The following is a 24,262-nucleotide window of genomic DNA, read 5'->3' as shown; positions in this document are numbered from 1 at the left end:
AGGGCAGACCCCATGCGATACCTCCCCCACACAGATAATGACCGGAAGGCCATGCTCGATGCGATCGGCGTGGCCTCCATCGATGATCTTTTCACCGATGTGCCGGAAGCGGCGCGTCTGGATGGCCTGATCGACCTGCCGACCCGGCAGACCGAGCTGCAGGTCGAGCGCGCCATGTCGGCCATGGCCTCGCGCAATGTCGCGGCCAGCCATGCGCCGTTCTTTGTGGGGGCGGGTGCCTACAAGCACCATGTTCCGGCAACGGTGGATCATCTGATCCAGCGTTCCGAATTCCTGACCGCCTATACGCCCTACCAGCCGGAAATTTCGCAGGGGACCTTGCAGACCCTGTTTGAATTCCAGACCCAGGTCGCGCTCCTGACCGGCATGGATGTGGCCAATGCCTCCATGTATGACGGCTCCACGGCCTGCGCGGAAGCCGTCATGATGGCGGCCCGCGTCACCCGTCGCACCAAGGCCGTCATGGCCGGTTCGGTCCACCCGCACTATGTCGAGGCGTCCAAAACGCTGGCCAAGTATTCCGATGTCGCGATCACCGTCACCGATGCGGCGCCGGCGGACCTCGACGCCGTGATCGCCGAGATCGACGACACGACCGCCTGTGTCGTCGTCCAGACGCCGGACATTTTCGGTCGTCTGCACGACCTGCGCGAAATTTCCCGCATCGCCCACGAGAAAGGCGCCCTGGTCATCGCGGTCTTCACCGAAGCTGTGTCGCTGGGTCTGGTTGAAGCGCCGGGCCATATGGGGGCCGACATCGCCGTGGGCGAGGGCCAGTCGATCGGCGTCGGTCTGAATTTCGGCGGACCCTATGTGGGCCTGTTTGCCTGCAAGGATGATCGTCGCTTCATCCGCCAGATGCCGGGCCGCCTGGCCGGCGAGACCGTCGATGCCGATGGCCGCCGCGGCTATGTGCTGACCCTGTCGACCCGCGAGCAGCATATCCGCCGCGACAAGGCGACCTCGAACATCTGCACCAATTCCGGCCTGTGTGCGCTGGCCTGGACCATTCACATGACCCTGCTTGGGGAAAAGGGGCTGACCACGCTGGCCCGTCTCAACCATGAGACCGCCTGCGAGCTGGCTGACGCGCTCGGCTCGATCCCGGGTGTGGAAGTCGTCAATGACAGCTTCTTCAACGAATTCACGCTGCTGCTGCCGAAAAATGCGGACCAGGTGGTGAACGAGCTGGCCCATGTTGGCGTGCTGGGCGGTGTGCCCGCCAGCCGCCTCTATCCGGGCCGGTTCGAGAATTATCTCATCGTCGCCGCGACCGAAACCAACACGCCGGAAGACATCGCCGTCTTCGCGAAAGCTCTGGCAGGAGTGCTGTAAGATGGGCATGAACACGCAAGGACGTCCGACCCGCATGGCGGAAAACATCGCGACCGGCGGCTATGCCGACACCATCTCCGGCAGCCGTGGCCTCGACCAGGCCGAACCGCTCATCTTCGAGCGCGGCGACATGGATCGTTGCGGCGTCGACCTGCCGGACCCCAAGGGGCTCAAGACCCGTCTTGGCGGCCAGGAGCGCAAGGCCCCGATCGGTCTGCCCGGTCTCGCCGAGCCGGAGACGATGCGCCATTATGTGCGCCTGAGCCGGAAGAATTACGCCATCGATCTGGGGCTTTACCCGCTCGGCTCGTGCACGATGAAACACAATCCGCGTCTCAACGAGAAGATCGCCCGTCTGCCGGGCTTTGCCGATGTGCACCCGCTGCAGCCGGCCGCGACCGTGCAGGGCGCCTATCAGCTGATGGGCGAGCTTGCCCACTGGCTGATGACGCTGACCAACATGCCCGCCGTTGCCCTGTCGCCGAAAGCCGGCGCCCATGGCGAGTTCTGCGGCATGATGGCGATCCGCGCCAAGCTCGATGCCGATGGCCAGACCGGTCGCCGCCGCATCCTGGTGCCGGAAAGCGCCCACGGGACCAATCCGGCGACCGCCGTGCAGTGCGGCTTCACCGTGGACGAGATCCCGGCCGACAAGACCGGCCGCGTCGACATGGAGGCCTTCAAGGCCAAGCTCGGCGATGATGTCGCCGGCATCATGCTGACCAATCCCAACACCTGCGGCCTGTTCGAGCGGGACATTCGCGAGATCGCCGACCTGATCCACGAAGCGGGCGGCTATTTCTACTGCGACGGCGCCAATTTCAACGCCATAGTCGGCCGGGTCCGCCCGGGCGATCTCGGCGTCGATGCCATGCACATCAATCTGCACAAGACCTTCTCCACCCCGCATGGCGGTGGTGGCCCCGGTTCCGGCCCGACCGTGCTCTCCGAGGCGCTGGCGCCGTTCGCCCCGGTCCCCTATGTCGTCGAGACGGCCAAGGGCGGCTGGGAGATGGTCGAGCATATGGACGATGCCGAAGGCGACCCCTTCGGCCGCATGGCAGCCTTCCATGGCCAGATGGGCATGTTCACGCGTGCCCTGACCTACATGATGAGCCATGGTTCGGACGGGCTGAAGCAGGTCGCCGAGGATGCCGTTCTCAACGCCAACTACATCCAGGCCCGCCTCAAACACGTCATGACGCCAGCCTTTGACGGCACCTGCATGCACGAGGCGCTGTTTGATGATCGCTTCCTCAAGGACACCGGCGTGACCACGCTCGACTTTGCCAAGGCGATGATCGATGAGGGCTATCACCCGATGACCATGTATTTTCCGCTGGTCGTTCACGGCGCCATGCTGATCGAGCCGACCGAGACCGAGTCGATGAGTGGTCTCGATCGTTTCATCGAAGTGCTCGAAGCGCTCGCCACCGCGGCCAAGGACGGCGACAAGGACCGCTTCCTCGCGGCGCCCGTTCATGCCCCGACCAAGCGTCTCGACGAGACCCGTGCTGCCCGCCAGCCGGTCCTGCGCTGGACCGCGCCGACCGATACGGTCGAAGCGGCGGAATAGAGCCGAACTCATCCGGGACTGCCGACTGCGCAGTCCCGGATGACAGCGTCCGCCAAGCACGATTAATTTATGCACGCTGCGGGCCGGTATCCGGGTCGCGGCCTTGGCAGCACCGGGACAGGGTGTCGAACTTGCCTGTCCAGCAAAGCCGGTGCGTGAAACCGGTGCGCAGATGCAACATCCTGCAGCTGACTTTTGGGCGCCGCCCGAATTTCGGCGCTTTTGTCTCGCATTGGGGTGATGTTTACGCGTTTATGGTTGTCTGTCCGTCCTCGCATCCCATATCGGAGATGCGCCCCGGCGGACAGGGTGGGAGATGGTCGCAGCGATGAATGAGAGCCTGAATGGCTGGGCCAGAAGCCACCCGATTGGCGCCTTCGTGGTGCTGATCATCCGTGGCATCTGCATCGCCGTCGGTCTGCTGCTGATGCTGATCTCCGTGCCCGTCGCGATCCTCACACCCTTCCCGCTGGTGCCGATCGGCGCCTTTGTCGGCCTGTTCGGCCTGGTCCTTGTGGCCGGCGCGTCCAAGACGCTGCATGGCAAGATCACCGATCTCCTGCGCAAGGTGCCGTGGCTTTGGAAGCGCGTGCGCTGGGCTTTCGGCGAGAAGGATGTCGACCCGGCTGAATAGGCGGGTGAAGATCAGCTCCAGTCCAATCTGAAATGCGACTGTGCCGTGCGGGCCAATGTGTCCGGCAGGCCGGCCTTCGAGACATGGTGCGGCCCGTCTCCGGCCGGGGCCAGGATATCGCCCAGCATTGCCTTCAGGCGCGCCGGCTTGATGTCGGCAGAGCGGCCGCATGCGTCCTCTTATGGATGCGATGCCATGCAATCGGACTTTTTTTGTGAACTTACAAAATGCCGGCCAAGAAAAAAGCCCGTGACAATCGCCACGGGCTTTTCTCGCATTCGGGCTCGAGGCTGGCCTAGTTCAGGCGCTCACCCACCGACTTGATATCGGCATCGACGAGCTTGTTGAGATCGGTCTTCTTCAGCTTCGTCTTGAGGATTTCCTCGGCGGCCTGGACAGCCAGCTCGGCAGCCGCTGCTTTGACTTCGGCTGCAGCCTGGGCTTCCGCCTGGGCGATGCGCTGCTCGGCCATGGCGGTGCGGCGTTCCAGACGCTCCGTCATTTCCTTGCGGGCTTCCGCCTTCAGCGACTTCGCCTCGGCCTTGGCCTGGGTGATGATCGCTTCGGCTTCGGCTTCCGCCTCGCGCTGCTTGCGTTGGTAGGAGGCCAGCATTTCAGCAGCCTCCTCGCGCAGGCGCTTGGCGTCCTCGAGTTCCGAGAGGATGGCGTCGGCGCGGTCGTCCAGCGTCTTGGCAATGGTCTTGTGCACACCCATGTGCAGCAGGAGTGCAAAGAAGGCGATCAGCGCCAGGAAGGCGTAGAAGGACGGGTCACCCGGCTGTGCAGCGAGCCAGTCAATCCAGCTTCCGCCTTCGCCGTGTCCGGTTTCTTCAGCACGGAGCATCATGGCTTACGCCTCCTTCGCCTTGATGAGGCCGTCGACGGTCTTGCCGGCATCAGCCTCGGACACCTCGACGCCCGACAGGGCGGCCACGACGGCGGCGGTTGCGGTGGCGGCAATCCCGCGGACCTCGGCGAACGCCTTGTCCTTGGCCTTGCGGATGGCGGCTTCCGAGGCGTTCTGCTTGGCAGAGAGCTCGGCTTCCACGCCAGCGGTTTCCTTGGCGATCTCGGCGTCCAGTGCCTTGCGCGTGTCGGCCGCAATCACGTGCGCCTTGGTGCGCGCCTCGGCGAGCGATTTCTCATACGCTTCGCCAGCAGCCTCGGCATCAGCCTTGGCCTGGGCGGCTGCGTCCAGATCGTCCGCGATACGGTCGCGGCGGTCCTCGATCGTCGTCTTGATCTTCGGCAGGATGAAACGATCCAGCGCGACGTACAGAATCACGAAGAAGATCGCCAGCCAGAAGAGCTGCGACGCAAAATAGGTCGGGTCGAAGGGCGGGAACACGCCCGAATCTGCATGATCGGCAGCAGCGTCGGCGACGTGTTGGGCCACTTCTGAATGCGGTGCGTGCGTCATGGGACGCCGGCTCCTCTAGTCAGGTGGAGCGAAGAGGGAGTGAGGCCGCGCCGGATGACGCGGCCACAACTCATTGATCAGGCCACGAAGAGCAGGATCAGAGCGATGAGCAGCGAGAAGATGCCCAGAGCTTCCGTCACGGCGAAGCCGAAGATCAGGTTGCCGAACTGCGACTGGGCAGCCGACGGGTTGCGCATGGCGCCCTGAAGGAAGGAACCGAAGATGTTACCCACGCCGATAGCAGCGCCGAGCATGCCGAGGCAAGCGAGGCCGGCACCGATGTATTTGCCCATTTCTTCCATATCAAAAACTCCTTTGAGGGGGCTGTATCAGGTTGTTGCTTGTGAGGACGCCTGCGGATCAGTGACCCGGGTGCAGGGCGTCGTTGAGGTAAATGCAGGTCAGGATCGCGAACACATAGGCCTGCAGGAAGGCGACCAGGAATTCCAGCGCCGTCAGGCCGAGTGTCATCGCAAACGGGAAGATGCCGGCGATGTAGCCCGGCAGCTCGCCCCAACCCATCGAGGCCGATCCGGCGGCCATCATGACGATGAAACCGGCAAACACTTTCAGCAGGATGTGACCCGCCAGCATGTTGGCGAACAGACGCACCGAGTGGCTGATGGGGCGGGACACGAAGGAGATGATCTCGATCAGCGTCACGAAGGGCAGGATGAAGATCGGCACGCCCGACGGTACGAAGATCCGCAGGAATTTCGCGCCATTCTTGAACACGCCATAAACAATGACGGTCAGCCAGACCAGCATTGCTAGGGCGACGGTCACGATCAGGTGGCTGGTGATGGTGAAGGAGTGGAGACCCGGCGCCGGGAAATAGGGGAACATGCCGAGCATGTTGGCGACCAGGATGAAGATGAAGAGGGTGAAGACGAAGGGGAAGAAGCGCAGACCTTCCTGGCCGGCCGTCGAGCGGACCATGTCGGCGACAAAGCCGTAAATGATCTCGGCGACCGACTGGGCCCGGTTCGGCACCAGGGCCCGGCTCGACATGGCGACGGTGAAGAGCACGATGGTCAGGCCCGCCGTCAGCATCATGAAGAAGCTGGAATTGGTGAATGCCAGATTCAGACCGAAGGCCTCGAAGGGGAAAACTTCGTGGATCTCGAACTGTTTGATCGGGTTGGTGTCTGCCACGCCCGGCCTCTTTCATGTCTTGCGGCTAGTGCCGCCTTGAACCCGCAGAACCCTCAGGCATCCCTGCCGTCGGATTCCGAACTTATCTCGCGTGCGGCGCGCACCACATTAAGAGTGCCTGCCGCGAAACCCAGCATCGTTCCGATGATCAGCCCGAAAGGACTGATTCCGGCGACCGCGTCGAGCACATAGCCCAGCACACCGCCAACCAGCACGCCGCCAAAGAACTCCGACCCGTAACGCATGCCCAGCGACCAGGCGCTGTTGGGCTGTTTTCCGGCCGGTTCCTGGTGCTTGGCGCGCTTCGCATCAATGCGCTGCTGCAGCTCGTCCAGATCGGCTCGGGGATGGTTGCGCGGGTTGTCGTCTTCGCCTGACATGTTGGACCGGTCTGCCTACGGAAGAAGAGCCCCCCACAGGCGCGCGCACACTATCCACGGCCCCCCGGCAAGTCAAGCAAGGCTGCGTCTGATCTAAGTATTTGAAAGATAATACGCTATCGCCTATTCAGCGGCGATCAGCTGTTCGGCGCCCACGAGGTCGACCGAGACCAGCTGGGAAACACCGCGTTCCGCCATCGTCACACCATACAAGCGGTCCATGCGCGACATGGTCAGGGCATTGTGGGTAATGACCAGGAAACGGGTCTCCGTCAGGCGCCGCATTTCGTTGAGCATGCGGCAATAGCGATCGACATTGGCGTCATCGAGCGGTGCATCGACCTCGTCCAGCACACATACGGGCGCCGGGTTGGACAGGAAGACGGCAAAGATCAGCGCCGAGGCGGTCAGCGCCTGCTCACCGCCGGACATCAGCGCCATATTGTCCAGCTTCTTGCCCGGCGGGCAGGCGAAGATCTCGAGACCGGCTTCCAGCGGATCATCATGCTCGGTCAGGCGCAGCTCGGCATGGCCGCCCTCGAACAGGGTCTCGAACAGGGTCTGGAAGTGATTGTTGACGATGTCGAAGGCTTCCAGCAGCCGTATCCGGCCTTCGCGCGACAACTCGTCGACTGCCTTGCGAAGACGGGCGATGGCTTCGACCAGATCATTTCGCTCGCGCGTCATCGTCTCGATCTTGGCCGAGAGTTCCTCGGCCTCGTCATCGGCGCGCAGGTTGACCGCGCCCAGGCGCTCGCGTGACTGGCGGGCCTCGTCGAGCCGGCGTTCCAGCTCGGCCGGTGTCAGCTCGGACATCTCGTCCTCGTCGAACCGGTTGGAGAGCGTGCCCGGCGCTTCGCCGGTGGCGTCCTGCAGGCGCTCGGTCGTCTCGGCCAGACGCTCCCTTGCGGCGTTGAGCGTGGCCTCGGCGGCGGCGCGACCCTCGCGGGCGGCCGAGGCCGCAGCTTCCGCCTGGCGGGCGAGGCTGTCGGCTTCCTTGACCTGGCCCTCATTGGCGGAGGCGGCCTGGCGGGCCTCTTCGGCGGTCGCCTCGGCGCGGCGCAGCTTGGCGGCCAGGTCGAACAACTGGTCCTCGATGACCTCGGGACGGGCGCGGGCGGTTTCGAGACGGGCTTCGGCCTCGCTGCGCTGATCGGCAATCTCGCCGAGGCGGGCGTCTGCCGACTTGCAGCGTTCGGCCCAGGCATCATGGTCGCGCTTGAAGCCCATGCGGCGCTGGCGGCGCAGTTCGCGTTCGCGCTTGAGACTTTCCAGGGCCGCGCGGGCATCGGCGGCGGCACTGCGCGCGACATCGGCGGCGTCGCGGGCTGCATCGAGCGCGTCGGTATCGCCCTCCGCGGTCTCGGCCTCAACCAGCAGGGCGCGGGCCTGGTCGATGGCAGAGCGGTTTTCGGCCTGTTCGGCAGTCAGGCGATCCAGCCGCTCCTCCAGCGCCGTGGCGCGGGCGGCGTCCTTGGCGGCACTTTCCCGCAAGTCGGAAATACGGGCGAGGGTCTCGCGCGAACGGCGTTCGGCCGGACCGACCGTGGATCGGGCCTCGGCTTCCGCATCGCGGGCGAGGCGCGCCGCTTCACGCGCCCCCGTCTCAGCCGCGCGGGTCGCGTCATGACCGGCCAGACCCGCATCGAGTTCGGCCCGGATCGCATCGAGGCGGTTTTTCTGTTCCAGCCGAGCGACGGCGGCAGAGGGCGCATCGGCGCGCGCCACCAGCCCGTCCCAGCGCCACAGATCGCCTTCACGCGTGACGAGGCGCTGGCCGGGCTTCAGCCTGGCTGCGGCTTCCAGTGCCTTTTCCGTCTTGATCACCCCGACCGCATCGAGGCGGGCCTTCAGGGCTGGCGGGGCCTGGACATGGTCGGACAAGGGTACACAGCCGCCGGGCAGGCTTTCGGCATGGCAAGTCGTCTGCGCCCAGTGTCGGGATGCGGCGGCGTCAAGCGAAGCCTCGAGATCATCGCCGAGGGCCGCGGCAAGCGCATGTTCATAGCCGGGCCGCGCCCGTACCGCTTCAATGGCCGGGGAGAGGGTCTCGGCCTGGGATCCGGCGAGCAGGCGTTCCAGCGCCTTGGCCTCGCGCTCCAGCGTTTCACGCTGGGCGGCCGCTTCGCGCCAGGCATCGGCAGCCGCTTCGAGCGCCTGTGCGGCGGCCTGGCGTTCGGCTTCTGCCTTTTCCAGCGCCGCACGGGCGCGCATCAACGCGGCTTCGGACGCACCGGCCTCGCCCTCCGCCTTCTCCAGATCGGTGAGGGCGGTTGAATTGCGGACGCGGTCGAATTCGGCGCGCGCTGCGTCAATTTCGCGGTCGATCTGGGCCATACGGGCTTCGTGGCGGGCGAGGTCGCGGCGGGCACTGTCGATTGAGGCGCGCTTGTCGGCCGCTTCCGAGGCACGCCGGTCGAGTTCTTCCTCGGCGGCCTGGCGGGTCGTTTCGGCTTCGGCAGAGAGCGCTTCGGCACCGTCGAGGGCGGCTTGCTCGCGACCTGTTTCCTCGTCCAGGCGGGCGAGCTGTGCTTCGGCATCGGCGCGACTGGTGCGGGCATCCTCGAGAATATCGGTTTCGCGCCGGGCCGCATTGGCGAGATCATCAAGGCGGCGTTCCAGACCGTGAATCGTGCGCTGCACGTCCTCGGCATCGCGCTGCAGGCGCTCACGTTCGCGCTCCAGCAGGCGCAGGGCCGCAGCAGCCTCGGCCTCGGCCTGTCGCGCCGGTTCGCGGGACGCGGCCAGGATTTCTGCCCGGGTGCGGGCCTCGGCGGCGGCAAGGCTGGTGTCCTCGGTGGCCGTGCACTTATCGGTCAGGGCCGCTTCTGCGGTCTCCACGGCGCTGGCCGCATCGCGCCAGCGGTTGAGCCAGACGGCGGCTTCCAGGGCGCGGATCGAGGCAGAAAGCTTGCGATAGCGCGAGGCTTGCCGGGCCTGGCGCTGCAGGGAGCCGTGTCGGGCGGTGATCTCGTCGATCACTTCCTGCAGCCGGTCGAGATTGGTCTCGGCGCCCTTCAGGCGCAGCTCGGCTTCGTGGCGACGGGCGCGCAGGCCGGACACGCCGGCGGCTTCTTCCAGGACCCGGCGCCGGTTTTGCGGCTTGGAGGCGATCAGTTCGGAAATCTGGCCCTGGCGAACGAGGGCCGGCGAATTGGCGCCAGTGCCGGCATCCATGAAGAGGAGCTGGACGTCCTTGGCGCGGACTTCCTCGCCATTGATCTTGTAGGCCGAGCCGGCACCGCGGGTGATCCGGCGGGTGACGTCGAGCATGTCGGCATCGTTGAAACGGGCCGGGGCTAGCTTGTCGGCATTGTCGACGGAGAGGACGACTTCGGCGTAATTGCGTGACGGGCGGGCGTCGGTGCCGGAGAAGATCACGTCTTCCATGCCGTCGCCGCGCAGCGATTTGGCAGAGGTCGCGCCCATCACCCAGCGCAGGGCTTCAAGCAGATTCGACTTGCCGCAACCGTTGGGTCCGATCACGCCTGTAAGGCCCGGATCAATCCGTAACTCCGTCGGATCGACGAAAGACTTGAATCCGGCCAGCCTCAGCTGTGTGAACTTCACCCGGTCTCCCTTGCGCCGCAAAAACGCGATTAGGCGTCTGCCTGTGTGGCATCCAATTGCGGCGCTGGCGTGAAGGCCTGCCTAGTCAGCCGAACTGGACACATCGAGGAAGTGAAGAATGATTCGGCGGAAGGAGTCTTGGTCGAAACGTCCGGGGACGGTTTCGCCATTGATCAGAAGCGGTTCGCCACCATGCAGGAAGACGGTCGGTCCGGCTGCGGCGTGATCGTGTTCAGCCTCACCATCGCCCGGATGTCCGATGGACAGCAGGTCGCCGGCAATGATGAAGCTGGGCGTTGAATTGATACCATCTTCTGCCGCCTGCATGGCCAGTGCATTGACCTGTTCATTGGCCGCCGGGTCCTGGAAACAGGCCAGCAGGCTTTCTGCCGATCCGCCGGTTGCGGCAGCGATCCGGTTGTAGACGCCGAGCACATCGCCGCCATCGCGGGCAGTCTGGAAAATGCTCGCCTGTTCGTGGAAGAGCAGGTCGATGGCGTCGAAATAGCGGTCATCCGGCACGCATTCGCTCAGGATGACGCCCGCGCCGGCGATCTGCGGCGGTGAAGTCAGCATCGGCCGTACCGAATAGCGGACCCGGCCGGTATCGACGAACTCCGAACGGATCATCGGCCAGACCTCGGTCTGGAAATGCGCGCAATGCGGGCAGGCGAACGAGGCGTATTCGATGACCAGCAGATCGGCGTCCTGCGCCCCGAGCACACGGTCAGTCGGCCGCAGATCCGCCGCACCGGCCGTCAATTGTGCCGATGCCGAAACGCTCGGCAAGGCGAGCGCGGCGGCGAGGACGAAGAGGGTGGTCAGGACACGCAATGCAGACATGATGGACTATTCGTCTCCGGCTTCAGCGGGGGCCGCCGCAGCGGCGTCACTTTCGGAGGAATTCTCGGCCACGAGATGGTCGAGAATGCGGCGGAAGGTTTCCGCGTCCGAGAAATTGGGCACCGGCTCGCCATCGATCAGGAGTTGCTGATTGCCGAGAAAGTAGGTGTAGGCGCTTTCGCCCGGTGCCCGGCGCGAGTCGAGCAGTTCACCGTTGAAAATGAAGCGCGGCGTCCCGGTGATGCCCTCGGCGCCGGCGCGATCATTGGAGTCCAGGATGTCCTGGGTGATCGTTTCGTCCGACAGGCATTCGGTAAACCGGGCTTCACTCATGCCCATTGAGCGGGCAATGGCGAGATACTGGCTGCGGGCGCTGCCTTGCGTCTGTGCGGCCTGGAAAATGGCGTTCTGCTGTTGGAACAGGAGGTCGACCATGTCGTAATAGCGGTCTTCGGGGACGCAATGCGCCAGCGAGAAGCCCGCAATCGCGAATTGCGCCGGGCCGGTGATCATCTCGCGCAGCACGAAGCGGACCTTGCCGGTCTCGATATATTCGCTTTCCAGCATCGGCCAGACTTCATTGTGGAAGGTGGCGCAATGACCGCAGGCGACCGAGGCATATTCGATCATGGTGACGGGGGCCGTCGCGCTGCCGAGGCCGCGATCACCCGCGCGTTCGAAGCTGGACTGACCCTCGACGGGTGCATCGCTTCCGCCACAGGCGGATACGGCCAGAAGCGCGGTCATCGCCGCGGCGGAGAAAAGTCGTCGGGTCAGGCTCATGTGGGCTCCCCCTGCCAGATGGTCACGACCCTTCCCGGGTCCTGACCGATTTTTCGAACCGATTGAGCGCGGACAATAGACGCGCCTCGGGTGTTTGCTCCACCCCCTCGTTCACTTGTGACGGGGATTTCATCGGCTTCACATCCGCTTGATCGTCCGGACCCGGCGCCGGACGTCGCGCCTGGCCCTGCAGGATACGCAGCCGGGTCGGCGCCCGATCACCGGCAAAAGTGCGGACCCGCTCGAGAATCCGGCGGGTTTCGGCCTGCAGGATGGCAGCGGCGGCGCCGCGCGCGCGGATGACCAGCGTGCTGACGCCGCCGCCACCGCGCTGGATGGTTTCCGGTTCGCTCCACTTGGCCAGGCGTTCGCCGACAATCTCGGTCCAGTGCTCGCGCAATTGCTCGACCCCGACACCGAACTGCCGGGCCAGCGGCCGCAGCACGCGCTCGACAGCGCGCGCTGCTGAGGGCGGCGGCTTGGCGGCCGGCCGGCCCCGGCGACTGCGAATGAAATCGCCGGCGGCCTGTTCCAGCATTGACGGGGGCGGTTTGCGCATCATGCTCACAGTGTCGCTTTGATCCGCCCCGCCTGCAACCGGCTCCTGCCTTGTCCAAGACATCTCCCATTGCCCGCTTGCGCCGTGAATTGCTCGCCTGGTATGACCGCGAGGGTCGCAGCCTGCCCTGGCGCATCCGTCCGGAGGCGCGGGCTTCGGGGGCGGTCGCCGACCCCTATGCCATCTGGCTGTCGGAGATCATGCTGCAGCAGACGACGGTGCCCCATGCTACGCCCTACTGGCATCGCTTCCTGGCCCTGTGGCCGCGTGTCGAGGATCTCGCGGCCGCGCCGCGGGACGATGTCCTGCGCGAGTGGGCGGGGCTGGGCTATTATGCCCGGGCCCGCAACCTGCACGCCTGCGCCATCGAGGTCGCGGGCCGGCATGGTGGCATGTTTCCTGATACCATGGAGGGATTGCGGGCTTTGCCGGGCGTTGGAGACTATACCGCCAATGCCATCCTGGCCGCAGCGTTTGACAGGCCCGCAAGCGTTGTCGATGGCAATGTGGAGCGGGTCATCACACGGCTCTACCGGGTCGCGACCGCCATGCCCAAGGCCAAACCGGAGATCCGCACGCTCGCCGGCGCCATCGCCGACCCGGAGCGTTCCGGCGACTATGCCCAGGCGATCATGGATCTGGGCGCCACCGTGTGCACGCCGCGTTCGCCCGACTGTGCCGCCTGCTGCTGGCGTTTCGCCTGTGCTGCCGCCGCGGCGGGTGACATGGAACGCTATCCGGTCAAGGCGCCGAAGAAGACCCGGCCGATCCGCCGGGGCACGGCTTGGCTGGTGCGGCGGGCCGGGCATGTCTGGCTGCGGCGGCGGTCCGACACGGGCCTGCTTGGCGGCATGACGGAGATTCCGTCCAGTGCCTGGAGCGAGACCGAAACCGCCACGCCGGATCCGCCCTTCGAGGCGGAGTGGACGCGGCGTGGCGAAATCCGCCATGTCTTCACGCATTTCGAGTTGCGGCTGGACGTTCACGAGAGCGAGGCTGGCGCCGGGTGGGAGCCGGAGACCGGCTACTGGGCGGCAGAGACCGCGCTTGACGCGGAAGCCCTTCCCAGTGTCATGCGCAAGGTACTTGCCACGCGCAGTCGCCGCTAATCGGGTCGGTAGGGTCGGATTTCAAGCGCACGCCGGATGGCTTCGAACAGGGCCGTCGCCTTGAGCGGCTTGGAGGCATAAGCATCCATCCCGGCATCGAGACAGGTATCTGCGTCCTGTTGCGAGGCATCGGCCGTGAGGGCAATCACCGGGATCTCGCGCCAGCCCTGCTCGCTGTCGCGCAGCCGGCGGGTTGCCTCAAGCCCGCCCATGATGGGCATGCGGACATCCATGAGAACAAGGTCGAAGGTTTCGCCGGCCAGGGCATCAAGTGCCGCCTGGCCGTTCTCGACCTCGACGATTTTCATGTGGAGGGGTTTGAGAAAGGCGCGCGCGACCTGGCGGTTGATGAAATTGTCTTCCACAAGCAGCAGGCGCAGGCCGAGCAGTCGGGCATACAGCGGGTCATCCGCCAGCTCGTCGGGCGCTCTGTCAGCAAGCCTGAGCTGGGTTTCGCCGGTCCGCTGCGCGGGCAGGGTGAAGGTGAAGAGCGACCCTTCGCCAAGCGTCGATTGCGCGAAGATATCACCGCCCATCAGGCGCGCCAGATCGCGCGCAATCGACAAGCCCAGCCCGGTGCCGCCGAATTCCCCGGAAATGCTCGATTCCGCCTGGGTGAAGGGGGCAAACAGCGTATCCAGTTTCGCGGGCGCGATCCCGATTCCGGTATCGGCGACCTCGATCACCAGAGCACCCGACGCATTCGTTTTCGAATCCCAGCGGGTGGTGATCCTGACCGAACCGGCCTTTGTGAATTTGACCGCGTTCGAGACCAGGTTTGACACGCACTGCCGGACGCGCAGCGGATCGAGCACGAGCTGGTGGGGCAAGTGAGGGTCAAGGTCCAGCGTCAGTTTGACGGACTTGGCCTCGGCGGCCGCCTTGAACAGGCTGTGCAGGTCCTGCAACAGGGTTGCCGGCTCGGTCGGGACTGGCGCCAGATCGATGCGACCCGCCTCGATCTTCGACATGTCGAGCACATCGTTGAGCAATTGGGTGAGCGTCTCGCCGCTCTCCTGGATCATGCGTGCCTGGTCCTGACTCTGCTTTGACCGTGAGCTCGCGCGCAGCACCTGGGCGAGGCCGAGGATCCCGTTCAGCGGCGTGCGGATCTCGTGGCTCATATTGGCGAGAAAGGCGCTTTTGGAACGGTTGGCGGCTTCCAGTTCACGCGTCCGTTCGGCGACGCGGCTCTCCAGAGTGTCAAATGCCGCCTCGCTTTCGACGCGGTTGGCTTCAAGGGTGCGGGCGAGAACACCAATCTCGTGCTCGCTGTCGAGGATCGAGCGCAGGGCCGGATTGTCAGCTGCGGGACTGGGTCTGGCGCGACTGAAATGGCTGGTCAGCGAAGCCAGCGGACGCACGACGCGGCGGAACAGGATGAAATAGGCGAGCGCGCCCTGCAGCATGACGCCCAGAATGCCCAGCCCCAGCGCAAGCGCGATCTGGGCCGCGATATCGCGTCTCAGGATGGAGCGGTCAACCAGCGACACGCTCAGCCAGTCCGGGCCCTGAAGGCGGGAATAGGCGATGACCCAACGGGAGTCACGGCTGATCAGCGTGCCGGCAAGCTGGTCCGGCGGCAGCGCCTGCAACTGCTCGACGATGGCCGGCAGGTTATAGCGCGCCTGGATGGCCTCGACGCGGCCTTCCGTGACTCGGTCCTGGATCAGGTCGGGATGGGCGATCAGATTGCCGAACTGGTCGATCAGCAGATTGTCGCCGTGCCGCGGCGGATTGGCCATCGCCGCCTCGAAATAGGCATTGAGCTGAATGGTTGTCCCGAATGCCCCGACAGGTTCGCCGTCAACGTCATAGGGCGTGAAGCAGCCGGTTGTCAGTGCCTGGCCGTCACGAACGGAGATCAGCTGCGAGAGCTCGCCGCAAACGAACTCACGCCGGGGGTTCGCCGCGGCAGAGACAAGCGACACGAAGTCGGCCGAATTCAGGTCAAAGTCCGAGCTTGCGCCGTTGCGATAGAAATCGAGCCTGTCCGGCCGTTGAGCGGCCGAGATAATGAGTTCATTGGTGAAGGTGAAGAAGTAGATATTGTCGACCAGACCGGTCAGAATCTGGCCGGCGCTGTCGACCACATCATAGGCGGCGACGAGACGATGCCGGTCGGTATCGGTCCAGCCATCGGCAGGGTTGAGATAGGCACCGACCCCGAGGTGATGATTGCCCAATGCGTCGTGATAGCCATCGAACAGATCGTCACGGCTGCGCCTTGTGCCATCCGGGCGCAGCGGAAAGAGCGCATTGAAGCGGGCCCCGGCTTCGGTATCGGACAGGGTGCCGATGCGTTGTTCGAGGCGCGCAACTGAAGTCTGCTGGACCTGGGCCACGGTCTCGAACAGGACCGCATTCCGGCGACCACGCTCATCGATATAGTCTTCCAGCTGGGTGAGTTGCTGGTTTTCCAGATCGGTCCAGAAAGCCCGGGCCGCAACCAGCACGCCGGACCCCGATACCAGAAGCGAGGTCAGCAGGATGACTGTGAGCATTGTCCAGGCAATCGAAGTTCGCGTGGTTCGCGCGTCGAACCCTGACCCGCTTCGATTGTAGTCGGTCATGCGCGCCGGCCTCAGTTTTCCAGTGTAGCCCTGATTTCCGCCCGCATGATATCGATCGGGGCGAGGCCTTGCTTGGTGCGGATGTGCCAGTAGGTCCAGCCATTGCAGGAGGGTGCGCTCTGGATCTGGGCGCCGACCTGATGGATCGAGCCGGCCCGGTCACCGGCGATCAGCGTGCCGTCGGCCCGCACGCGGGCTGTATGGCGACCTTTCGGGCAATACAGCGTATCGCCGGGCTTGAGCATGCCGCGCTCCACGAGGGCGCCGAAGGGTATGCGCGGCTGGGCGCGCTTTGACTGGGTGACGTCCAGCGTGTCGCCGGTTGCACGGGTAATGGCAGCGAGCCGGTTGCGGGCGACCTCCAGATAAGACGGATCGCGCTCGATGCCGATGAAATGGCGGCCGAGCCGCTTGGCGGCGGCGCCGGTCGTGCCGGTCCCGAAGAAGGGGTCGAGCACGATATCGCCTGGATTGGTGGTCGACAGCAGGACGCGGTGCAGCAGGGCTTCCGGTTTTTGGGTCGGGTGCGCCTTCTTGCCGTCGGCGTCCTTCAGGCGCTCGCCGCCGGTACAGATCGGCAGCGTCCAGTCGGAACGCATCTGCACGCCATCATTGAGGGCTTTCATGGCGGCATAGTTGAAGGTCGGACGGGAGTCCTTGGTCTTGGCAGCCCAGATCAGGGTCTCATGCGCATTGGTAAAGCGCGTGCCCTTGAAGTTCGGCATCGGGTTGGACTTGCGCCAGATGATGTCGTTGAGCACCCAGAAGCCGGCATCCTGGAGAATGCCGCCGACGCGAAAAATATTGTGATAGCTGCCGATGACCCACATGGCGCCGTTCGGCTTGAGCACGCGGCGGGCTTCTTCCATCCAGTTCCAGGTGAACAGGTCGTACTCGTCAAACCCGCCGATCTGGTCCCAGTCATTGTCGACGGCCGAGACCTTGGAATTGTCGGGACGGTGCAGGTCGCCACCGAGCTGGAGATTGTAGGGCGGGTCGGCGAAAATCAGGTCAACACTCTCGTCCGGAAGCGATTTCATCACCTCCACGCATTCACCTTCAAGGATCTGGTCGATCTTTGTCTTGGCCATGACGCGCCACTCCACTCCCGCTACAGAAGCAAGTTTTTCGGCTCTTAGGGCTAACGGGCCGTTAACCCTGAATCAAGTTATCCACATTGATTCGCATCTGTGGAAAACCGGGATTCCAGGGCGGCCCGCACCGGGGCATAGGACCGGCGGTGGATCGGTGTCGCTCCGAGCGCCCCGAGCGCGGCGCGATGCGCCGGACTGGGATAGCCCTTGTGTCCAGCCAGCCCATAGCCCGCAAAGCGGGTCGCGGCCTCTATCATCAGCCGGTCACGGATCGTCTTGGCGATGATCGAGGCAGCACCGATACAGGCCTCACTGGCATCGCCCTTGATGATGGACCGGGCCGGGCAGGGCAGGTCGGGCGGAACCCGGTTGCCGTCGATCAGCGCCTGGTCCGGCATGACCGGCAGTCGCGAAACCGCGCGTGCCATGGCCGCCATCGTTGCGTGCAGTATGTTCAGCCGGTCGATCTCCGCCGGTTCGGCTATCCCGATGCCGACCCATGCATGCTCGCGGATCAGGGCGTAGAGCGACAGGCGACGATGTTCGGTGAGGGCCTTGGAATCGCCCAGTCCCTCGATCGGGCGAGACGGGTCCAGGATGACGGCAGCGGCCACGACGGGTCCGGCAAGAGGGCCACGACCAGCTTCGTCGACGCCGGCGATTCGGACCAGCGAATCCGCCCCAGTGACGTTAAGGCTATGATTGTCTTTTTGTGGGAATTTGACGCTCAAGGCAGTTCCTCCGGGGCATTGTGTGTTTCGCATATACTACTGTTTGACGGTCGAACACGATCTCGGGCTCGTCGCCGTGGCGGCCTTGCTGTGTACGCTGTCGGCGCTGGCAGCCCTTGCGATCGTGCGTCGCGCGAACGCGGCTGAAAACGCGCGGCAAGCGGCCTGGCTACTGTTTGCCGGCTTTGTCACCGGTACCGGCATCTGGGGCACCCATTTCATATCCATGCTGGCTCATGAAAGCGCGACTCCCGTTTCCTTCGGCATGCTGGAAACGGTGGCCTCGCTGGCGCTCGCCATCGTCGTGTCGACCTGTGGCTGGGCGTTTGCGGTCCGCTCCGATTACCGCCACGCTGCGGTCGTCGGCGGAGCCCTGGTGGGGGGCGGTATTGCGGCCATGCATTTCGTGGGGATTGCCGCGATGCGCGTCAGCGCAACTGTCGTCTGGGATGCTGGCCTCGTTATCGCCGCGCTCGCGCTTGGCCTTCAGTTCGCCGCCGCAGCCGGGGCGCTCGCCCTGCACGGAAACAGTTGGCGCGGACTCCTGGCCGGCACCGCGCTTCTGTTGGGCGGTGTTGTCATCCTGCACTTCCTTTCCATGTCGGCCATGCAGCTCGTGCCTGACTTTAGCGCGCCGATTGTGGAGGGCGGACTGTCAGCGAAACTGCTCGCCATCACGATCGCGCTTGGTGCTGTACTGGTAGTCAGCACAGGCCTTGCCGCGGCTGCGGTCGATCAGCATCTCGGGCAGCGCCGGGTTGCTGAAAGCCATCGAATCCGGACGCTTGCCGAGGCGACCTTCGAGGGTATCGCGGTCGTTCGCGACGGGTTGATGCAGGACATGAACGGGCGCTTTTGCGAAATGCTGAAGCTTGAGCGCGTAGATCTGGCGGGGATGCCTGTCGCCAAGCTGGCGCTTGATGAGGAGGCGATCGAGGTCCTCAAAAGCGTTGGTGAGACGAACCCGATGACCTGCCGCCTGCGATGCCGGGACGGGACACCGATCACCGTCCAGGTTCGCGCCCGGGAAATGGAATTCGACGGTCTGACGGCACGTCTCTTTGCCGTCCGCGATATCTCCTCGGAGGAGCGGGCACGGGTACACATGGCCCATCTCGCCCACCACGACACCCTGACCGGCTTGCCCAATCGCCTTAAATTCCGCGAGGCCTTTGAAGCCGAACTGCGCAAGGCTTGGAATGACGACACCCAGGTCGCACTGATGTTCTTCGATCTGGACCGTTTCAAGGAAGTCAACGACGTACATGGCCACGCCGTCGGCGACCGGCTGCTGGTATCGGTCTCGGAACGCCTGCTCGACGCACTGCCACGCAACGCCATTGCCGCGCGCCTGAGTGGCGATGAGTTCGCTGTCATCCTGCCGGACATCGAAACGCGCGAGGATGTGCTGCTCATCGCCCAGCGAGTGGTGAACAATGTCGGCTCGCCCCTGACGATTGGACCGCTCCACCTCAAGGTCTCCGCCTCCGGTGGTTTGACCATGTTTCCGATGGATGGCGAGGACCCCGACCGGTTGATGAACCAGGCTGACCTGGCGCTCTACCGGGCCAAGGAACAGGGCCGCAACCGGGTTTGCGATTTCGATCCCAAGCTTGGCATGATGATGCAGGAGCGTCGCATGCTGGAGGCGGATCTCGCGCTGGCGATCGAGGACGATCTTCTGACCCTGAATTACCAGCCGCAGGTACGGCTAGGCGATGGCTGCGTCTCCGGCTTCGAGGCGCTGGTGCGCTGGCATGACGAGCGCCGTGGTCATGTCTCGCCGGCAGAATTCGTACAGCTCGCCGAGGAAACCGGCCTGATCCTGAAAATGGCCGAGTGGGTTCTGCAAACCGCCTGTCGCGAAGCCGTCAACTGGCCGGACGAGCGCCGTATCGCGATCAATGTCAGCCCGGCCCAGTTCAAACAGGGCAATCTCGTCTATTCGGTCGATCGGGCGCTCTCCAAGTCCGGCCTCGATCCGCGGCGGCTCGAAATCGAGATCACTGAGGGTGTGCTGATCGATGACGAGGCGCGCGCGCTCAAGGTGCTGCGCGGTCTCAAGGATCTCGGTGTCGGCCTGGCGATCGATGATTTTGGCACCGGCTATTCCTCACTGAGCTATCTACGTGCCTTCCCCTTCGACAAGATCAAGATCGACCGTTCTTTCATGACCGGCCTGCACTATGATCCCGAAGCCCAGATCATCGTGCGCGCTACCATCGACCTGGCGCGCGAATTGGGGATTTCGGTTGTGGCTGAAGGCGTTGAAGAGTTTGACGAGCTGGGGGCTCTTGGCTTCCAGCCGGATCTGATCCTTCAGGGCTATCTCCTGTCGCGTCCGCTGACGCGCGGCCAGATTGCCGGCTTCGACGAGGCGTCAAAGGCGATCCGCGCCGAGATTGCGACTCTGGTCAGTTCCGCCAGGCCGCGGCGCCAGCACCGCGCCTAGTTGGGTCGGGTTGCCATCAGTCGAAGAGTGACCGCTGCAGCGCCGATCCGAGCGGTCGTTCGAACTGCGCCATGTCCAGGGCAAGACGCGGTGCATCCAGACCGTAGCGCCTGATCGCATTGCGGAACCGGCTGGCGATCAGGCTCGCATACGGGCCGGAGCCGCGGCCGCGGGTTGCCCAGCTCGCGTCATAATCCTTGCCGCCCCGCATCTGACGGATCAGCGACATGACCCGTCCGGCGCTATCCGGTCGCTTGTCGGCGAGCCATTCGCGGAACAGGGCGCTGATTTCCTGCGGCAGGCGCAGCAGGACATAGGCCGCATTGTCCGCTCCGGCGTCCGCCGCCGCCTTCAGCAAGGGCTCGATCTCGTGATCGGTGAGGGCAGGAATGATGGGGGCCATCATGACGGTGACCGGAATTCCGGCCTGTTTGAGGGCGGTGATGGTTTCCAGCCGACGATGCGGTGCCGCGGCGCGCGGTTCCATGTCCCGGGCCAGGCGGCGGTCGAGCGTGGTGATGGAGATCGCCGCCTTCATCAGGCCGTCGGCGGCCATTTGTCCCAATATGTCGATATCCCGCCGGATCAGGGCCGATTTGGTGATGACACTGACCGGATGCCGGTAGCGGGCACAGATTTTCAGGATGTCGCGCGTGTGCTGGCGCTCACGTTCCAGAGGCTGCCAGGCATCCGTGTTGGCGCCGATCATGATCGGTCTGGGTTGGTAGCCCGGCTTGTTGAAATGCGCTTCCAGCAGCGCCGGCCCGTCCGGCTTGGCGAAAATGACACTTTCGAAGTCCAGGCCGGGTGAATAACCCCAATAGGCGTGGCTGGGTCGGGCATAGCAATAGATGCAACCATGCTCGCAACCGCGATAGGGATTGATCGACTGGTCGAAGGAGATATCCGGCGAGCGATTGGTCGAGATGATCGATTTCGACGCATCCCGCAAGACCGTCATGCCCAGCTTTGGCGGATTGCCATCCGCCTCGGTCCAGCCATCATCGAAGGCTTCACGGGCCTGTGCCTCGAAGCGTCCCGAAATGTTTGACCGAGCGCCCCGGCCTCTCGCTCCGGGGCGGTGGAGCGGTGAGGCCTCCTGAGGGGCATTAAGGGCGTAGCCACCAGGGCGCTCGGTCATGCTTCATGATGACTCAGCTTGCGAACAAATCAAGAACAAAATTCACCTTGTCGCGATGAAAATCGTCAACCAACGCGGCGGACATCTTCCAGAAAGCCGACGATGCTTTCGCGCAATTGTGTCAGATTGGCTTCCTGCTGCGACAGGGTTTCGGTCGAGTTGACCACGCTTTCCGCCATGTCGCGCGTGCCTTGGGTCGCGCTCTGGACGACACCGATCCCGCTCGACACATCGCCTGTGCCCACAGCGGCTTCTGTGACATTGCGCGCGATCTCGGCGGTTGCGGCGCTCTGCTCGGTCACGGCGGTGGCGATGGCATTGCACGAGGCGTTGATCTGCTCGATGGCATCCGAAATATCGGTGTTGGCCGAGACGGCGCCGGACATGCTGCCCTGCAATTCCGAAATCTGGTGGCTTATCTGGTCGGTTGCTTGTGCCGTCTGCCCGGCCAGGGTTTTCACTTCCTGGGCAACAATGGCAAAGCCGCGCCCGGCTTCGCCGGCCCGCGCTGCCTCGATCGTCGCATTGAGCGCGAGGAGATTGGTCTGGTCAGCAATGCCCTGGATCAGCTTGACGATGTCGCCAATGCGCGAGGTCGAACCATTGAGGCCGCTGATCGTTTCGCTCATCGCGCGGGACTTGTCGACGGCGGTGTCGGCGAGGCCGGCCGACTGGACCACCTGGCGGTTGATCTCCTCGATCGAGGAGGTGAGCTCCTCGGCGGAAGCGGCAACGCTCTGCATGTTCGCCGAGGCTTCTTCGGCGCCGGCGGCGACCGTGGTGCATTGCTCGGACGCCTTGCCGGATGTGGCATCGAGAGTGTCGGCATTGCTACGCAGGGTCGAGATCGTCTCGGAGACCTTGCCCATCACTTCCGACAACTGGGTTTCCAGCTGGCTGCCCAGGGAAAGGAAGCCATCATGGCGCGCCTTGATCGCATGGAGTGTGTTATTCACGGCCCGGGCAGCAGACCGATAGCTGCCGACCATTCCGGTCTCTGGAATGAGGCGGAAATGTTTGTTCTTGCGAACATATTCGACACAGGTCTGGCTTTCGCGCAGATAGGAATCGGTGCGATCGATCAGGAGATTGATGGCAATCTCCATCTCGGCGACTTCCTGGTCGGATGAGACGCCGACGATGCGTTGTTCGAAATCACCCTCGGCGACTGCCCTGACGATGCGGGCGGCGCGGCGAATGGCATCGCGGTCATTGGATCTGGAAAACATGGTCGCCCTCCTCAGCGATAGCCGCGACGCTGGCCCTGGCCAAGCGTGCAGATGAATTCGTCGTAGGCGACACCTTGGTCGGCCAGGAAGCTGGTAAGCTGGTCGTGGCCGGCGGCGAGGGCCTGTTTCGGGCTGCCGGCGGCGGATTCAACCTCACGCAGCTTGGCGTAGAGGGGTTTCACATCCTTCTCGACGATGTTTTTGTCCGGCTCGCGACGATTGGAGTGGTAGCCGATTATCTTGCCCGCGTCATTGAAGCTGGGCGTGACATGGGCATAGACCCAGTAATGATCGCCGTTCATGGCGCGGTTCACGACATAGGCGAACAATTCCTGTCCGGAACTGATTGTATCCCACATCAGCTTGAAGACAGAGCGCGGCATGTCGGGATGCCGGATGAAGTTGTGCGACTGGCCCAGGGCCTCCTTCTCGGTCACCGCCGAAGCGCGCTGGAAAACGACATTGGCGTAGGTGATGTGGCCTTTGAGGTCAGTCTTGGTGACGATGACTTCGCCTTCATTGAAGGTTCGCTCGACACCTGTCAGAAAATTCGATCGCGACATTCTGAAGGCTCCTGGGGCTTCGGCAGCGCCTAGATTGGCGTTACGGCACCAGTAGTCATATGGAGGTTGAGGTTAACGCGATCCTGCAATCGCCAGTTGCTCATAATCTATGATTCCCGCCATTCAGCTTGTGGGCGCGAGGCGTTCGGAAACAAGCTGGAGATCTTGCCAGGCCAGGCGCTTTTCGCCCGGTCGGGCAATCAGATAGCTCGGCGGAAAAATGGCCAGGGCGGGTATCGTCGTGTCGGTCGCTTCACCCTTGGCGTCGCGTACCGTGTAGTCGGTCCAGCGTCCACGCAATCGGGTGATCGGCGTGTTGGTGCGCAACAGGGCCTGCGCGCTCAGTCCGCCTGCCAGCAGGAGCATGTCCGGCTTTTTCAACGCGATATGACGCTCGATGAAGGGCAGGCAGAGAGTGATTTCCTCTTGTGTCAGGGCCCGGTTTCCGGGCGGGCGCCAGTTGAGGATATGGGTGAGATAGGCTTGCTCGCGCTCGATCCCGATTGCCGCCAGCATGCGGTCGAGCAGCTTGCCGGTCGGCCCGAGGAAGGGCTCGCCGCGATCATCTTCCTCGCGACCCGGGGCCTCGCCAATGACCATCAGCCGCGCGGCTCGGTCGCCACGGGCAAAGACGGTATTGCGGGCCGTGCGCTTGAGGGCGCAGCCCTCGTAGGCGTCGATCGCCGTTCGCAGCGCATCCAGCGTGTCTGCACCACCGGCCAGGGCCTGCGCATCCGGACCGGTCGCCACCGCATCGCCGAAGCCCGCCGCGCGGGCTGCCTCAGGGGTGGCCGCCCGGACCGGTTCGGCTGGCGGAACCCGGCGCGCTTCGCGTCGCGGCTCGGCGCTGGACGATGGCGTGCCGGCAGCAGCGCTCGGCCGAGCCGTGATGACAGGCTCGTCCATCTCGATGCCGGCATCCTCCCACCAGGCGATGAGAGCCTTCAGCGCCTTCTCGTCATGGCTGGTCAATGTGGGGCCGGTTTCGGTCATGGTTGACGTGCACGTTAACGTAATAGCTTTGATCCCGACGGCGGGACGCGCTAGATGGGTATTCGATCCTAGGGTATGACCGAAGACCTGCAAGCCGAACA

At 64.2% G+C, this 24,262-nt stretch carries 21 protein-coding genes; 5 read left to right on the top strand and 16 right to left on the bottom strand.

The features are described 5' to 3' along the window. The first annotated feature begins 12 nt into the window (after positions 1-12). From gcvPA to QZZ02_RS12385, 3 genes are all read left to right on the top strand, one after another. Positions 13-1,356, top strand: coding sequence for an aminomethyl-transferring glycine dehydrogenase subunit GcvPA (gene gcvPA, locus QZZ02_RS12395; protein ID WP_291844848.1), 1,344 nt, complete (start codon positions 13-15; stop codon positions 1,354-1,356). Between the two features lies 1 nt (position 1,357). Continuing rightward, entirely contained in the window at positions 1,358-2,932 is a 1,575-nt protein-coding gene (gene gcvPB / locus QZZ02_RS12390) for an aminomethyl-transferring glycine dehydrogenase subunit GcvPB (protein WP_366511536.1), read from the top strand. Positions 2,933-3,260: 328 nt separating this feature from the next. Then, positions 3,261-3,566: a hypothetical protein gene (locus tag QZZ02_RS12385; protein WP_291844846.1), complete on the top strand. Its 306-nt coding sequence runs from the start codon at positions 3,261-3,263 to the stop codon at positions 3,564-3,566. Between the two features lie 295 nt (positions 3,567-3,861). Here the strand turns inward: QZZ02_RS12385 and QZZ02_RS12380 are convergent, their stop codons facing one another. The 9 genes from QZZ02_RS12380 to QZZ02_RS12340 all read right to left on the bottom strand — a co-directional run bounded on the left by QZZ02_RS12380 (position 3,862) and on the right by QZZ02_RS12340 (position 12,279). Further along, positions 3,862-4,413, bottom strand: a complete 552-nt coding sequence (locus QZZ02_RS12380) for a F0F1 ATP synthase subunit B (RefSeq protein WP_291844845.1) — start codon at positions 4,411-4,413, stop codon at positions 3,862-3,864. A gap of 3 nt (positions 4,414-4,416) precedes the next feature. After that, positions 4,417-4,986 carry a F0F1 ATP synthase subunit B' gene (locus QZZ02_RS12375; RefSeq protein WP_291844844.1) on the bottom strand — a complete coding sequence of 190 codons (570 nt, stop codon included), beginning with the start codon at positions 4,984-4,986 and terminating at the stop codon, positions 4,417-4,419. Between the two features lie 77 nt (positions 4,987-5,063). Next, the gene (locus QZZ02_RS12370) at positions 5,064-5,288 is read right to left on the bottom strand and encodes a F0F1 ATP synthase subunit C (protein WP_075189057.1); all 225 of its coding nucleotides are present in this window, start codon (positions 5,286-5,288) and stop codon (positions 5,064-5,066) included. Positions 5,289-5,346: 58 nt separating this feature from the next. Further along, a complete protein-coding gene (locus QZZ02_RS12365) occupies positions 5,347-6,141 on the bottom strand; it encodes a F0F1 ATP synthase subunit A (protein WP_291844843.1) in 795 nt (264 codons plus the stop codon). A gap of 53 nt (positions 6,142-6,194) precedes the next feature. Beyond that, complete coding sequence (locus tag QZZ02_RS12360; protein ID WP_291844842.1) at positions 6,195-6,521, bottom strand: AtpZ/AtpI family protein; 327 nt, start codon at positions 6,519-6,521, stop codon at positions 6,195-6,197. A gap of 123 nt (positions 6,522-6,644) precedes the next feature. Then, entirely contained in the window at positions 6,645-10,091 is a 3,447-nt protein-coding gene (gene smc, locus QZZ02_RS12355) for a chromosome segregation protein SMC (RefSeq protein WP_291844841.1), read from the bottom strand. Between the two features lie 81 nt (positions 10,092-10,172). Beyond that, a complete protein-coding gene (locus QZZ02_RS12350) occupies positions 10,173-10,934 on the bottom strand; it encodes a thioredoxin domain-containing protein (RefSeq protein ID WP_291844839.1) in 762 nt (253 codons plus the stop codon). Between the two features lie 6 nt (positions 10,935-10,940). After that, positions 10,941-11,717 (bottom strand): thioredoxin domain-containing protein, encoded by a 777-nt coding sequence (locus QZZ02_RS12345; protein WP_291844836.1) that lies wholly within the window; start codon positions 11,715-11,717, stop codon positions 10,941-10,943. Between the two features lie 22 nt (positions 11,718-11,739). Beyond that, on the bottom strand, positions 11,740-12,279 hold the full coding sequence (locus tag QZZ02_RS12340; protein ID WP_291844835.1) for a DUF721 domain-containing protein: 540 nt from the start codon (positions 12,277-12,279) through the stop codon (positions 11,740-11,742). 47 nt (positions 12,280-12,326) lie between these two features. Between QZZ02_RS12340 and mutY the strand changes: the two genes are divergently transcribed. Next, positions 12,327-13,385, top strand: coding sequence for an A/G-specific adenine glycosylase (mutY, locus tag QZZ02_RS12335; RefSeq protein WP_291844834.1), 1,059 nt, complete (start codon positions 12,327-12,329; stop codon positions 13,383-13,385). On the opposite strand, the gene QZZ02_RS12330 is transcribed toward mutY, so the two are convergent. From QZZ02_RS12330 to QZZ02_RS12320, 3 genes are all read right to left on the bottom strand, one after another. Then, entirely contained in the window at positions 13,382-15,958 is a 2,577-nt protein-coding gene (locus QZZ02_RS12330; protein ID WP_291844832.1) for an ATP-binding protein, read from the bottom strand. The genes mutY and QZZ02_RS12330 overlap by 4 nt on opposite strands. 11 nt (positions 15,959-15,969) lie before the next feature. Next, positions 15,970-17,049: a site-specific DNA-methyltransferase gene (locus tag QZZ02_RS12325; protein ID WP_291844831.1), complete on the bottom strand. Its 1,080-nt coding sequence runs from the start codon at positions 17,047-17,049 to the stop codon at positions 15,970-15,972. Between the two features lie 77 nt (positions 17,050-17,126). Beyond that, positions 17,127-17,783, bottom strand: a complete 657-nt coding sequence (locus QZZ02_RS12320; RefSeq protein ID WP_366511535.1) for a ribonuclease HII — start codon at positions 17,781-17,783, stop codon at positions 17,127-17,129. 22 nt (positions 17,784-17,805) lie between these two features. Between QZZ02_RS12320 and QZZ02_RS12315 the strand changes: the two genes are divergently transcribed. After that, positions 17,806-20,235 carry an EAL domain-containing protein gene (locus tag QZZ02_RS12315; RefSeq protein ID WP_291844828.1) on the top strand — a complete coding sequence of 810 codons (2,430 nt, stop codon included), beginning with the start codon at positions 17,806-17,808 and terminating at the stop codon, positions 20,233-20,235. Positions 20,236-20,251: 16 nt separating this feature from the next. Here QZZ02_RS12315 and QZZ02_RS12310 read toward each other — a convergent pair whose 3' ends face one another. From QZZ02_RS12310 to QZZ02_RS12295, 4 genes are all read right to left on the bottom strand, one after another. Next, positions 20,252-21,376 carry a PA0069 family radical SAM protein gene (locus tag QZZ02_RS12310; RefSeq protein ID WP_291844827.1) on the bottom strand — a complete coding sequence of 375 codons (1,125 nt, stop codon included), beginning with the start codon at positions 21,374-21,376 and terminating at the stop codon, positions 20,252-20,254. 65 nt (positions 21,377-21,441) lie between these two features. Then, entirely contained in the window at positions 21,442-22,605 is a 1,164-nt protein-coding gene (locus tag QZZ02_RS12305; protein WP_291844826.1) for a methyl-accepting chemotaxis protein, read from the bottom strand. 11 nt (positions 22,606-22,616) lie between these two features. Beyond that, a complete protein-coding gene (locus tag QZZ02_RS12300; protein WP_291844825.1) occupies positions 22,617-23,168 on the bottom strand; it encodes a PAS domain-containing protein in 552 nt (183 codons plus the stop codon). A gap of 123 nt (positions 23,169-23,291) precedes the next feature. Continuing rightward, on the bottom strand, positions 23,292-24,161 hold the full coding sequence (locus QZZ02_RS12295; RefSeq protein WP_291844824.1) for a uracil-DNA glycosylase: 870 nt from the start codon (positions 24,159-24,161) through the stop codon (positions 23,292-23,294). Positions 24,162-24,262 lie beyond the last annotated feature (101 nt).

The organism is Maricaulis sp., from assembly GCF_015665295.1.
Taxonomy (GTDB): domain Bacteria; phylum Pseudomonadota; class Alphaproteobacteria; order Caulobacterales; family Maricaulaceae; genus Maricaulis.
The sequence above is the reverse complement of the archived record's forward strand: the minus strand, read 5'-3'. Positions and strand labels throughout refer to the sequence as shown.